The following is a 13,870-nucleotide window of genomic DNA, read 5'->3' on the forward strand; positions in this document are numbered from 1 at the left end:
GTAGGGGTATATGAGAGGGGTGATTCCCCCTCCTATTTACACCCTTTATTATCCTTTACGAATCCAAAACGTAATAACGCCATCTTCTTCTTTATGATCCACTACTTCGTGTCCGCCAGATTTAGCCCATGCGGACAAGTCTGCTACGGCTCCTTGGTCTGTAGTGTGTACTTCTAGTACATCTCCAGTGTTTAGATCCTGCATTGATTTTTTTGTTTTAATAATTGGCATTGGGCAAGCCATTCCTTTAACGTCTAATACTGTTGTATTCATTTCCATACCTCCAAGTTGTTTTTTATCAATACCTATATGGGTATCTTAATACGAATTTACACAAACGTCAACCCCCAGGGGTATAATTGTGTAAGAAAAGCTAGTGTTGGTTTAGGAGATCTATATCTGATATAGTTTGAAACAGATGAGAATGAGGAGTGTTAACAACGCATGAACAAGTTAGTATTAATTGGTGCAGGACATGCACATTTACATATTATTGATCAACTACGTAATGAACAACTTCCAGAAACTGAAGTTATTCTTATTTCCCCATCTCCTTACCAATATTATTCAGGAATGTTTTCTGGATACGCTGAGGGGTTATATAACGAGGAAGAAATTAGAGTGTCCCTTCCACAGTTATGTGAGAAAGCTTCCGTTGAATTTAAAGAGGAGTTCATTGTCTCAATTGATGCAGAGCAGAAAATTTTACTCACCGATCAGGGGAACGTTCTCCCCTATGATGTTGTGTCATTTGATATCGGATCACTCACAGCACATACCGAAATAAAAGGTGTTAAAGAACATGCCAGACGGATAAAACCAAATTATCACTTTCCTGCGATGGTTGATGAAGTTCGGCAGACTGATCATTTATCGATAGTCGGCGGGGGGATTGCAGGGGTTGAACTGGCTTTATCACTACAATCCTACCGAACACAACAAACCGTGGGTGAAACGGTTACCATTATAAGCGGTTCTGAACGATTACTCCCTGGAGAAACCGAAGACAACTCAAAAAAGATTGAGCGCATAGTAAAAGATAAAGGCATAGATATCCAAAAAGGAAGTCATGTCACTAAGATGTCAAGCGATACAATCTTTACCGATCAAGGAACTGAAATAAAATACACAGATGTCCTCTGGTTAGCAGGTCCAAAAGCTCCTAGTGTGTTTAAACAGTCCAAGCTTCCTGTCGACGATGAGGGCTATCTTCAAGTAGAATCAACCTTACAAGTGAAAGAACACCCCTCAATATTTGGAGCAGGAGATTGCATTAGCCTTTCTGAAAAGCCTGACCTACCAAAAAACGGAGTGTTCGCAATACGTCAAGCTCCTATACTATGGGAAAATATCAAAGGGTTTCTTTCAACCGGAGATGGTAGCCATTATATCCCGCAGAATAAATGGCTCGCTATTATGTCCATTGGCCAAAAAGAAGGTTTTCTTCTCTATGGAAAATGGTCATATAAGGGGAAAATTGCTTGGAATTTAAAGAATCGTATTGATCGTAAATTTATGAAACAATATCAAACATAAAGAAGCGAGCCTATTGGTAGGCTCGCTTCTTTTTATATTGTTCTACACGCCAGAACTAGACTGGCTCCAACTGCCACAGGAGTCTCGCAATTTCCTGAATCACCTCTGCCATATATGGCTTAACGAAAACATGTCATTTGTGGTAACCCTGAAAGTCTCATCCCTTTATGGTGTTGGACCGGTCCCTAGTCTTTTCTAAGCGATAATCAAACGTAACGGCCTGATATTATTCATAAAGGTCAGTTCGGCGATCTTGAAAGATAGGGATTTGTGTACGAATGCCTTCGACTATACTCATATCAAGTTCTCCGGTAAGGACCATTTCGGTATCATCTGCCTCTGAGATAATATCTCCCCATGGACTGATGATAACAGAGTGTCCTCCAAATGAGTTTTTAGGATCACTTCCTATTCGGTTACAAGCTACAATGAAAGACTGATTCTCTATCGCTCGACTAATGAGCAAGCTTTTCCAATGATCTATGCGAGGGGTTGGCCATTGAGCTACGACAAACAAAACCTCACTTCCACTGGTTGTGTGGGTTCTCATCCATTCAGGAAAGCGTATGTCATAACATATAAACGCAGCACTCGGATAGCCATTTAATTCAAAATGGCTTTTATTCTCTCCAGCATGTAAGTACAAATGTTCATCCATTAACTTAAATAAATGAACCTTGCTGTACTCTTTTTTGAGGTGCCCCTCCTTATCAAATACATACAACGTGTTTGTGTTCTTTCCGTTCTCTTTCTTTGCTATTGATCCTCCTACAATATTCACACCGTATTGATGAGCTAGTCGAGATAGGAAGCTTTGACTCTCTTCTCCTGAAGGATCAGCAATTTCATCCAATCTAGTAAGGTCATATCCAGTGTTCCAAAGTTCAGGCATGACCACTACATCTACTTGCTCAAGTGACTCGAGCTTTTTCATTTGTCTTTCAATGTGTTTTTGGTTTTCTGCAGGATTTCCATATGTAATATCTATTTGAAGTATGGCAACATGTAAACTCACAAAAATCCTCCCCATCTAGTTTGTTTACACGATAGCGCACATTACTCTCTTTTTGCAAGAAAATTCTTTCAATACGACATAAAAGAAGACCTCACTACTAGTGAGGTCTTTTTTATTCATCAATTCCATTTAGCGCTGTTGTTTTCTACTACTTGTAGCTCTTTGACAGATGTCACCATTTTGCTTTTGCAAATTGGGCAGGTAGGGGTTTCTTCTGATTTGAAGTTATCCCGCATCCATGCATTGCAATCTTCAGAGGAGCATTCCCAAATTTTAAGGTCTTGTTTCTTAATCTCTTCTTGTTTCTTCTTACCAAATGCCATCTACTGAACGCCTCCTTGGAAAAGACTTATATTAGAAAAACAAATAATCTTTCATTTGCTTCTCTCATACCTTCATCTTTTAGAGAACTGAAACTTAGAGAAAGTATATATATAAAAAGCTACCTTTGGAGGTAGCTTTTTAACTCTTATAATTTAGTTACGTTAGCCGCTTGTGGTCCACGGTTACCTTCTGTTACTTCAAATTCAACGCTTTGGCCTTCTTCAAGAGACTTGAAGCCTTCTTCGTTGATCGCACTGAAGTGTACGAATACATCGTCTTCACCTTGTACTTCGATGAAGCCAAAACCTTTTTCTGCGTTAAACCATTTTACTGTACCTGTTTTCATTAGAGAAAACCTCCATTACTAATTTCTAATATGTTACTTTTATTGAAGTAATAAAAAATCACATATTAGAAAAAGTACTAATGTGAATTAATACTCTTTCTGATATGTGAATCGGAGTATCTTTCAAATCGTAACTCATTACTTATCTTATGTTTCTAATGGTGTTTTATTCGTTCGAGTTATATTCTGTTGTTTTCTTTATTAATTTAATAATACTCCCTTCTTACACATAAGTCAAGTGGATAAGTGAAACGATTTCATTTAATTGGAATAGAAGAGTGGGATTAACTCTTTTCATAAGAGCTAATCCCGCTCCCTTTTATTGACTCAGGTGAAGGAATTCTTCAACATCTTTCACACATACTTTTATAGCATCTTCCCAGAATTCTGGTTTCTCAATATCAACATTCAGGTGTTTCATAGCTAGGTCTTCTACTCTCATACTACCTGTATCTTTCAATAACGCGATATACTTCTCTTCGAAGTCACTTCCCTCTTCTAAGGCTTTCGCATAAATCCCCAGGCTAAATAAGTAGCCAAATGTGTAGGGGAAGTTATAGAATGGAACACCTGTGATATGGAAATGAAGTTTAGATGCCCACATATGCGGATCATATTCTCCTAGAGCATCACAGTACGCTTCTTTTTGTGCTTCTTCCATCAGCTCATTAAGGCGTTCAACTGAAACTTGACCTTGTTTACGCTCTTCATAAAATCTAGTTTCAAATAAGAAGCGAGCATGGATATTCATGAAAAAGGCCACACTTCGATTCACTTTATCCTCTAAAAGAGATAATCGCTCTTGCTCCGTCTTTGCATTCTTAACAGCAGCATCTGCTACAATCATCTCAGCAAATGTTGATGCCGTTTCAGCCACATTCATGGCATATCGTTGATTTAACGGGTGAACATCATCCATTACATGTTGATGGAATGCATGCCCTAATTCGTGGGCGAGTGTAGCAACATTTGAGGCGCTCCCTGAATACGTCATAAAAATACGTGTTTGTTTGCTGTCAGGGAAGCTTGTACAAAAACCACCTGGCCGTTTGCCGCTTCGATCTTCAGCTTCAATCCACCGTTTTTCAAATGCCATTTCTGCAAATGAAGCCATCTTAGGACCGAATTGATTAAACTGATCCACTATAAACTTTGCCCCTTCATCATATGAAACTGTTTGTTCTTCATTTGTAATCGGTGCACCGACATCATACCAATTCAGTTTTTCAAGCCCCAGTAAATGTGCTTTTCGTTCAAGATATTTTACGAATGTACCCTTATACTTGGTAATTGAAGACCACATCGTATCAAGTGTTTTCTCACTCATTCGATTAATTTCAAGCGGCTCCTGAAGCACATTATCCCAATTCCTATGCTTATAGGTTTGTAGTCGAAATCCTGACAAGTGGTTAATCGTTTCTCCAAATAAGTCTTGTTGTTCCGACCAAGCATTTTGCAACTTGTGAAAAACAGATTGCCTTACATCCCGATCAGCAGAACTCAATTTGTTCGAAGCTTGTCCGACAGATAAATGATGAGATTCTCCATCTTCTTTTACTTCTACACTCATCTTGCCAACAATCGTATTATACATCTGGCCCCACGCGTGATATCCATCAATACTTAAATCATTAATAATTGCTTCTTGCTCAAGAGGTAAATTTTCATTTGCTCGTCTTCTTTTCTCATTTAATACATATTGTAAATGAGATAACTCAGGAGAATCGAGTAAGTCATTCCAAACCCTTTCTTCAACTTTAACTAATTTTTGATCGAGTTGTGTCATGGTTGTGGAGAATAAAGCACCCATCTGACTCACTTCGGCTCTTAATAAACCAGCTTTTTTGTCGTCTACATCCTGAGCAGATAAACAACTAATAAATGCACCGCTTTCTCTCATCTGCGTCGTAACGGTTTCTAGTTGCTGAATAATTGTCGCAAGTGCCTCTACTTCTTTAACACTTTCAGGGGTAGCAAATCGATCTACCTTTTCACTCAAGCCTTGTAAATTATCGTTTAAGGTATGTAAATATTGCTTGAAAGCCTCTGATTCACTGCCCCCTTCAAATATTACATCTAAATCCCACGTTAAATCATAAGACGTTTTCGTCATTGGATATCCTCCTTCATTATTTCGTAAATCTAAGTATATTAAATTTTCACAATATTTTCTACACTTAAGTACATTTATTTACAAAAAAACAAACGCCCCCCCTCCCGCCAGGAGGGGGGTCGTTTATATAAATATGGCTTCTAGCGTAGGTTCACCATCAGCATATCCTACTGCTACGGCATTGTAGATTCCTTCAGATTCTAACATTACACCTGGTACTGTGAGGACAACTTGATTCGATCCTGCTGGCCTAACTTCTAAATCCACCTGTGTCGGAGGGATCGTCACATAGTTTGTGGCCTCTTTAAAGCCTACATTTGGAAACAGAACTTCCCCTCCTTTAACCGCAATGTCAACCCGAGGAGCATCTGGAGACAAATGGATGAACCGAACTTTCGCTTCCCCTTGAGATGGTGTCATATCATCAACATAAGGTACCAGAGTTAGCCCTTCAACATTCCCGGCAGCAGCAACCGTATAAGCTTGACCAGGTTCTACTCTTACATCTTTCGTCAGTACTGCCTCAGATTTTCCAGTTGGAGTAATCTTAATGCGATAGTCCCCAGCCATAACCGGTACATATTGACTGACTTGCTTAAAAGCTACATTTTGAAGAAGTTGCTGACCATTTACATACACATCAACATTTGGAGCATTGGGTGATGCATGAAAAACCCTTACATAAGACATATTCTGATGATTTGCCTGCTGGGTATTCTGTTGTTCTGTTGAACGGTGCATCCCTGTTAGTTGTCTCATGCACTCATAATGCTTCATGTAATACATCATATGTTTATTAGGGTCTATATATTTGTAGTAATTAGCGAGCAAATCATACATTGAAGCATTTTGGATAAGGCTTTGTTCATATTGATTGTAATAGTATGGATTCATATTGCTTTACTCCTCCTTAAATAGCAATCTTCACTAATGACTATGTGAAATAGTTCCTAAACATGCCTTTAAAAATGGTATTTACATACTGAACAAGCCTCAATGTGAGAGGATGTATTTTACAAGGGCCTTTGTGGTATGATACAGTCTAACAGAATTGAATTTTCAGCAAGGGAGATGTTCTTTTGACATTCAAGAAAAAACTGGCCACATTGCTATTTGGCCTAGTCCTTTCCGTAGGAATCGTAGGGTGCTCAAGTAGCGACGAAGGCTCTAATGATAATGACTCTAAAGATACTGAAACGACAGAAGAAAGCAACGATAGCGAAAACAAAGAAGAAAAAAATTCAGAAAACAATGACAAAGAATCTGAAGGAGACGTAGCCGCTGTAGTAAATGGTGAAGAGATCCCTATGTCCCGCTTAAACGATTCGGTTGAGCAACAAAAACAAAGGTACAAGCAACAAGGAATGGAACTTAAAGATGAACAACTTACACAAATAAAAGATTCAACCCTGACTCAACTTATTAACTTAGAACTTGTCAAACAAGAAGCGGAATCTTCAGATATTAACGTTTCTGATGAAGAAGTACAGAAAGATTTAGATAGCATCATCAAGCAAAATGGTGGCGAAGAACAATTTAACAAGGTCTTAGAACAAGAAGATATTTCAAAAGAAGAAGTAAAAGATCAACTTCGCACTCAAAGGATGATTGATAAGTATATCTCGAATAACACAGAAGAAGTAAAAGTAACAGACGAAGAGATTCAAAAGCAATATGATCAAATAGCTAAAAGTAGTGAAGGAAGCGAACAAGAAGTTCCGGAGCTAAAAGAAGTGAAAGATCAAATAAAACAAAGAATTCAGCAACAAAAGAAACAACAGCAAGAAAAACAGCTAGTAGATAAGCTTAAAGAAGATGCTGAAATCGAAAAGAAAGTATAATGTAAAAAAGCAGCCATATCCTGGCTGCTTTTTTTATTGGACAAACTCCGCTTTTACAAGAATTTTTCTATTAACGAATCGAGTGTTCGATCTTTTGTTTTGTGGTTTTAAGTTTGTCGATATCAACACGCTCTTCAAGGGAGCTTAATAAACCATTGTAATACTCCTCAACGCTTCTTTTTGACTTTTCTTGATACGCTTCAGTGAGGGTGTTCCACTCTGAAATATAATAACGGATAAGCCATTCATCATTGGATTTTATTACCGATTCTACATGAGGTAGCAACCCATCTAATAGAGCCTCTTTCATTTTTTCTTTGTCATTTTGTTCGAAAAATGCTTTTGGATTTCTAAATAAACCTAGTGCCTGCTCCATCGCTTTATCTTTGTTTGAAACAGGTAGATCTGGTTGAATCTCTGGTGTCTGGATCTTCTCACCTTCATAGTAAGGAAGGGATACAGAAGCTATTTCTCGACTACATTTTTCCTCAAGGTCATCTTTCCATTCTTTGGCTGTTGTATTTGTGAACGTTTCTAAACGAATGGTTACAGCTCTCAGTTCCTGAAGCAATTCATGCTCAAGCATTTCTTTCAAATGATTGAAACTCTTGTGAAGGGCTTCTTTCGCCTCTTTACCATCCCCCTTTATGACAGCCGGATTAAATGATTGCTTAAATAAATCAGAATAAGCTAATAATAAACGCTCTTGAACATAATAGGTTTGTTTGGTCACTTTGTTTTCAATGGACTGCTCGTAGCGCGTTTTATCTGAACCTTCAATTTGACAGACTAAGTCTTTTTTCTCTTTTTGGTATTCAATTCTCTTTTCTTCTTTTTGCTTTTGGTCTAAAGAGGCAGATTGAATATATTGTTCGATTGAATCCTTTGCTCGCTCTAAATCATGAAAGGCAGCATGAATAAGGAGTTGTACTAGTTCTTGTTGTATAAATTGGTAGAACGACTGTTCAAACTCCGCTATTCCTGAGGTACCAGTAACAGATGTTATCTCGGACTTCCCTGTACGTTCTTCTATAGCCATTTTACTGGATACAGGAAATAACCGAGGTAAGCGAATTCCATATTGGAGCAACTGTTCTTCTACATAGTTTGTAACGAGATCTAATTCTTCACTTGTTTTAGCAAGATCTGACGCATTAACAACAAAGAACATTTTATCCATGCTAAATGCGTCCTTCACTCGACCGAGTTGTAAGAGGAAGTCCCGATCTGCACCTGAGAAAGCATGGTTATAATACGTTACAAATAAAATTGCGTCCGCCTCTTTAATGTATTCAAAAGAGGTTTCTGTATGGCGAGCGTTAACGGAATCAGCACCAGGTGTATCTACGAGGGTGATCCCTTCTCTTGTGAGGGCACAATCGTAGTACAATTCCATCCATTCAATGAAGCAAGATCGCTCTTCATTCGCGACAAATTCCTTGAATTCGTCTAAGCCAACTTCAAGCGTGCCTCCGAGATGATCTCTAATGAATGAAAACCCATTTGTAACAGCTCTAAGAAAGGACCACCTTTTTTGATCAGGGGTGATCGAAGATATTCGGTCGTTATCTTCTTCTATCCATTTTACTAAGTGATCAATAGTCTCAAATTGATCACTGTAGTGATCTGTTGCATAAGCGAGATCTTCTTTTAAATCTTCTAATTCTTTCACTTTTACCCGTACACTACCGTGAGGGTGCTTATCTGTTGCTGGTGAAATTTTATTAATAGTTGCAGTTGTGGGGTTAGGGGACACCGGTAACACTGCTTCACCTAATAGGGCATTTGCAAACGATGATTTCCCTGCTGAGAAAGCCCCGAATAAAGCAACTGTGTAATGCCTGGATTGTAAGCGACTCTTCTTCTCTAGTAAATCTTGTTGTAACGAATCGAACCCTTGTAACGGTAAAAGTGCAGCATGGGTCTCATCTAATCGCTCAATCGCTTTTTCAATTGTAACTCCTTTTTTGTTTTGAACTGTGGATCCTTCTTCTTCTCCATTACTGGATTGGGGCTTATTACTCTTTTTAGATGCGCTGACATCTAGTTTAACACCTCTACGAACACGGTGCTCTCGTGTGAATAATGTTGAAGTAGCATCATCAAGCGCCCCTTCAATATCATGAGCTCCTTTTCTGATATTCATTAGAGTGTCTTTTCTCTCAGATAACTCTTTATGAAGGGAATCAAGCTGTTTTTTATAAGATAAGTATTGGTTCTCGGATTCTTCCTTCGCCTTAAGCTGTTCTAATTTCTCTGCTTTTTCATTCTCTAAAAATTGAGAAGCTCCTCCCCAAAGTTTAAGTGCTTCGGCTTTAACTAAACGCTTGATCTCACGTGAAACATCTTCTGAATACTGAAGTACATAATCTCCGCCAGACCCTGCGCCTTTTTGAATGGTGTTTTCAAGTAAATCAGAAGTAAAAGTAAAGGTGAAATCCTCAAATTTTTGCAATGTAGACTCATCGAAAACATTGTATGATTTTGCAGTTTCGACAAGAGCTTTCCTTACCGGCCATTCGAGTTTCGCCTTAGCCTGTTGAGACAAGGCTTCATAAAATGCCTCTACTCTTTCTTCTCTAGCTGCCTCTGTTTTTGATTTTGAGAAGAAAACCCCTACCTTGAAATTTGATTGTTGAGACTCAATATAGGAACGTGCTTTTTCTCTAACTTCATAAGGCATTAGGGTCGCATTTCCTAATGAATGATCCACTCGCTTTCTTAAATCATCCTCAGCCTTCTCTGGTAAGGCTTTCGTTTCATTCATTTGTTCTTGAGGTGAAAGGTCACTAGCTTCATTTCGAAAAGATGCTAGCCTCTTTTCAAGATCCTCTTGTACGTCTTTGTTATCTTCCCTTAGTTGAGCAATGTATTCAGTAATAAGCGTTTTGCTCGATTGAGTGATCGTTTCTTTAATAATTGATCTCTTCTGGTTAATTAATTGATCAAGCGCTGACTTCATTTCCCCGAATTGATTAAAGTGTAGTTCGAAATTTGTCAGTGTAGTAAAGAAGACCCCTTCTGTTTTAATACTCCAATCGTTTAGAGCATCGTATACACTTTTCTTAAAAGAAGAAAAGGTTAATTCAGATTCGTCGTGTTTATCGATCTGATTCACTATAATGTATAAAGGCTTCCCCTTTTCCTGCATTTCTGATAAAAAGGCTAAATTCACCTCAGATTGAACATGATTGTAATCCATCACATAGAATAATACGTCCACTACATGGAGAGCTGACTCTGTCATGACTCGATCCGCATCATTTGATGAATCAATTCCTGGAGTATCAAGAATCGTTACGTTTTCCGGTAAATGAGTGTCCTCTTTAGTTAGTTCGAGTTCTTTAATGGCATCGCCATCTTTACAGAATTGTTGTATTTGATCCAAATTATATGGTTCAGGGTATTCGATTGGATCCTCCTCAGTGAAATAAACACGAGCATACCCCTCCCCCTTTTTAACTTTTACAAGATTCGCACTCGTTGGAATAGGACTCGATGGTAAAAGTTGCTCTTCAAGAAGCGTGTTAATCATAGTGGATTTCCCAGCCGAAAAGTGTCCGGCAAAGCCAATTACAAGCTCTTGATTTTGTTGTTTCTCCAATAAATCTAGCGCTTTTTTAGCTGATTCCCACGCGTCATACATAGTAAATTGCTTAAATAAACTAGCTAATGGATGTAAAGAATCTTGGTACTGATCAGTTGTCATGATACTGGTAACTCCTTTATAAACAAATCATACTTTATTGTATTGAAATTGTGTGTCAATTGATAGCGGTTACCATGATTTTAACATCTCTCTTCTTTTTATTCACGAAAAAACGAGGTACACGTGAACCATACATGTACCCAGAAGCATTCATTTGCCTAAATGTATAAACTTTTTTGATTGTTCATCGTCCTTTTACGTTCTAGTATCTCATTAGAACTAGGAAGAAATCCTCCTAGTTACAAATAACGACGTAAGGCTTTTAAGAATAGTTCTTCCACAGGAATGCCAAGTTCTTCAGCTTCCTGTTGATACCGATTCAGTATTTTGGTTGGTATATCAATCGAAGTTGTAGTAAAGCCCGACATAAGATGAGCTACAGAAGTCTCAGGATCATAATAGATTTCTCCCTTTTCTACATACCGGAGTAATAATTGGAGTTCATCCTCTGTAATCTTTAATTTTCCTAATCTGCATCGAACATAAAAGTCACCTAGATCTGTTTCATAGATTTGAATATTTGTTTTGCCTAGCTGCAAGATCATTTTGTACAACAAGTCATATACAGGGTGATCCATATTACGAGGGATAGGTACAGAAAATTCTGCAAATCCTTTTTGCTTAATATAGTCTCGCTCCGGCCATTTACCTTTTCCTTCAATATTTTCATGAATATGGATTTCCTTTCCGTTACTCATCAAAGTTTTCAAAGGAGATGTACTCACAACCCGCGTCATGACGCCATTTATACGCACTTTATCAAAAATACGGACTTCTCGCGAAATTAGTTGGACCCGAGCCCCATATTCCCCTTCTCGATTCGACACAGTTCGCTCTTTTAAACGGTCTTTGAATCGTTCAATTTCTTCCAATTCAAAGAAGCGCCTCTTTTGTTTACCAATAATCTTGGTGAAACTCTCCACGTCTCCTTTCCCTACAAACTGCATTAAGTATTGCGGGGAAATTCCAGCTCGTGTCGCTGCCTCTTTTACAGTTAACCCATTGGTTTCATAAGTTCGTCTAATATGTTCAATTTCTTCTTCCTTAAATCGATATCCCCCGTCCCGCCTGTAAGTATCTGGGTTAACCGGCATAATTTGCTCTTGTTTAACCATGTATCGAATTTGCCTCTCTGATTTATGTAACTTTTTAGAAACTTGCTGAATGGACAAGTACATATTTGCTCCCCCTATTACAAAACTATATAATAACTATATTTTCTATTATAATTTATATAAATGTAACTGAACATAGAATAATAAACAATTTTTCTAGGTTTATAGAAAAGTATTATGTTATAGTATAGATAGAAAGTTTTGGTTTTGTCATTCATTAAACGAAGGGAGAACATTATGAATAATCAAACAACATTACAAACCATTCATCACATTACCCAACAACAAATCGATTGGAGTTCTCCTGATTTGTACCATAAAATTATGCAAGTTGGTTTTAGGGATATTCCCTGGGAACAAGTTCCGGATGAGCTACTTCTTTATTTGTTTCTACATGACGACCCTACACTTGGGTCACGCCGGAAAACTTCTACCCTAAAAGAGTATTTCCGTGATGTTCGTCAGTTTATCGAATACATACAAGCTGATGGCCATACAATTCAAACCATTCATCACGAAGACTTAGGGCGCTATCAGCTGTATTTAGAAAGCTGCTCTTACCGTCCCACTACCTTACGTCGTAAAAGTACAGTTGTTAGTCAGTTTCTTTCTTATTTACATAATCGCGATATCGTAAACTATAATCTTACAAAAAGTATGAAACGAATCTCAGTAAAAAAAGAACAACTCGTCAATCGGGACTTTTATGAAGAAGAAGTTGAAGAACTTCTTAAATACTTCAAAGAGCATGACTATTATATGTATACAATGTTGTATACATTGGTTTCAACCGGCCTTCGTATTCAGGAATTTGCAGAAGCTAAATGGTCTGAAGTCTTTTATCAACCAGATGTTGGTCTTTATTTTGTCTCTGTTATTGGAAAACGAAGTAAGTTGCGAGAAGTCCCTTTATTTGAAGAAGTACTAGAAGTGATTAGTGAGTTTAGAATGAGGCGAGGCTTTTCAGGAAACTTAGATGGAGATGAGACCCCTCTTTTCCCTAAGCCTAACGGAGAACACTATAATTTTAAGTATTTAAGTAATGAATTCACTAAACAAATAGAAAACTTGCATACTATATTCCCATTCATCCAACAACGCTTAGATCGGCAGGAACGTTATGCGAAAACCTCTAATCCTATTAAATTTAAGATTACTCCGCATACGTGTAGACATTACACGGCTTCCTATTACTTATCTAAAGGAGCAGATTTAAAAGCGATACAAGACTTGCTAGATCATGAATCGTCCTCTACAACCGATAATTACCTCCGTCGTAAGCGTAAATTCCAGGACCATGCTGCTGTAAAAATCGGAGGTCAGTTTATGAAATAGTTACTGTTTGTACTATTGAAGTAAAAAAGTGCCCAGCTAAATGCTAAGTAGTTCGGTTGTGAAGTGAAAAAACGCTAAATCACAAGCGAAATAACAAGGTAAATCACATAGATGGACAGTAAAACCACAAGAAAACGCAGAGGTTTACGTACCCCTGCGTTTTTAATATCTTATTAACTTTCCTTCCGACTAAAGCGCCCGCTAGCTTAATAGTGTAAATGATCGTCAACCTCAGGCTCCAGTGTAAATCCAATATATCGTTCCTAACACAAAATAAACGATGACTCCAACTGGAATTATAAGACTTAATAAAAGAAAATTTTTCTTTCCTTTATTTTCCTTCAAGGCATTAAAATGAATAGCGACAGTAATGATAGACACCATAATCGTAGCTTGGTATAAAAATGTGGTTACTTTATATATTGGTTCATTAACAAAGAAACTATAAATGATAGATATTAAGATAAATAAAGTTGTTATATATGCCAAATTAGTGTGAGTTAACACTCTTTTCATCAGCTTCCCCCATATGCTGT

The 13,870-nt window shown here is 37.8% G+C and carries 11 protein-coding genes; 3 read left to right on the plus strand and 8 right to left on the minus strand.

Annotated elements, in window-relative coordinates:
• Nucleotides 1-48: 48 nt before the first annotated feature.
• On the minus strand, nucleotides 49-273 hold the full coding sequence (locus ACYX4O_RS10435) for a sulfurtransferase TusA family protein (protein ID WP_345238987.1): 225 nt from the start codon (nucleotides 271-273) through the stop codon (nucleotides 49-51).
• Nucleotides 274-444: 171 nt separating this feature from the next.
• On the opposite strand from ACYX4O_RS10435, the gene ACYX4O_RS10440 reads away from it, so the two are divergent.
• Nucleotides 445-1,536 (plus strand): NAD(P)/FAD-dependent oxidoreductase, encoded by a 1,092-nt coding sequence (locus ACYX4O_RS10440; RefSeq protein WP_476350651.1) that lies wholly within the window; start codon nucleotides 445-447, stop codon nucleotides 1,534-1,536.
• Nucleotides 1,537-1,762: 226 nt separating this feature from the next.
• On the opposite strand, the gene ACYX4O_RS10445 is transcribed toward ACYX4O_RS10440, so the two are convergent.
• The 5 genes from ACYX4O_RS10445 to ACYX4O_RS10465 all read right to left on the minus strand — a co-directional run bounded on the left by ACYX4O_RS10445 (nucleotide 1,763) and on the right by ACYX4O_RS10465 (nucleotide 6,228).
• Nucleotides 1,763-2,551 (minus strand): carbon-nitrogen family hydrolase, encoded by a 789-nt coding sequence (locus tag ACYX4O_RS10445; RefSeq protein WP_476350653.1) that lies wholly within the window; start codon nucleotides 2,549-2,551, stop codon nucleotides 1,763-1,765.
• Nucleotides 2,552-2,670: 119 nt separating this feature from the next.
• Nucleotides 2,671-2,874: a cold-inducible protein YdjO-related protein gene (locus ACYX4O_RS10450; protein ID WP_036779151.1), complete on the minus strand. Its 204-nt coding sequence runs from the start codon at nucleotides 2,872-2,874 to the stop codon at nucleotides 2,671-2,673.
• A gap of 146 nt (nucleotides 2,875-3,020) precedes the next feature.
• On the minus strand, nucleotides 3,021-3,221 hold the full coding sequence (locus ACYX4O_RS10455; RefSeq protein WP_036779154.1) for a cold-shock protein: 201 nt from the start codon (nucleotides 3,219-3,221) through the stop codon (nucleotides 3,021-3,023).
• Nucleotides 3,222-3,540: 319 nt separating this feature from the next.
• On the minus strand, nucleotides 3,541-5,334 hold the full coding sequence (locus ACYX4O_RS10460) for a M3 family oligoendopeptidase (RefSeq protein WP_476350656.1): 1,794 nt from the start codon (nucleotides 5,332-5,334) through the stop codon (nucleotides 3,541-3,543).
• A 123-nt stretch (nucleotides 5,335-5,457) separates the two neighbouring features.
• Entirely contained in the window at nucleotides 5,458-6,228 is a 771-nt protein-coding gene (locus tag ACYX4O_RS10465; protein ID WP_476350658.1) for a DUF4397 domain-containing protein, read from the minus strand.
• 185 nt (nucleotides 6,229-6,413) lie between these two features.
• Between ACYX4O_RS10465 and ACYX4O_RS10470 the strand changes: the two genes are divergently transcribed.
• A complete protein-coding gene (locus ACYX4O_RS10470; protein WP_476350660.1) occupies nucleotides 6,414-7,175 on the plus strand; it encodes a SurA N-terminal domain-containing protein in 762 nt (253 codons plus the stop codon).
• A 70-nt stretch (nucleotides 7,176-7,245) separates the two neighbouring features.
• Here the strand turns inward: ACYX4O_RS10470 and ACYX4O_RS10475 are convergent, their stop codons facing one another.
• The gene (locus ACYX4O_RS10475) at nucleotides 7,246-10,884 is read right to left on the minus strand and encodes a dynamin family protein (protein WP_476350662.1); all 3,639 of its coding nucleotides are present in this window, start codon (nucleotides 10,882-10,884) and stop codon (nucleotides 7,246-7,248) included.
• A 239-nt stretch (nucleotides 10,885-11,123) separates the two neighbouring features.
• Nucleotides 11,124-12,062: a hypothetical protein gene (locus tag ACYX4O_RS10480; protein WP_476350664.1), complete on the minus strand. Its 939-nt coding sequence runs from the start codon at nucleotides 12,060-12,062 to the stop codon at nucleotides 11,124-11,126.
• Nucleotides 12,063-12,236: 174 nt separating this feature from the next.
• On the opposite strand from ACYX4O_RS10480, the gene ACYX4O_RS10485 reads away from it, so the two are divergent.
• On the plus strand, nucleotides 12,237-13,334 hold the full coding sequence (locus ACYX4O_RS10485) for a tyrosine-type recombinase/integrase (RefSeq protein ID WP_476350666.1): 1,098 nt from the start codon (nucleotides 12,237-12,239) through the stop codon (nucleotides 13,332-13,334).
• Nucleotides 13,335-13,870 lie beyond the last annotated feature (536 nt).

It is taken from the genome of Pontibacillus sp. ABV4_188, assembly GCF_056311905.1.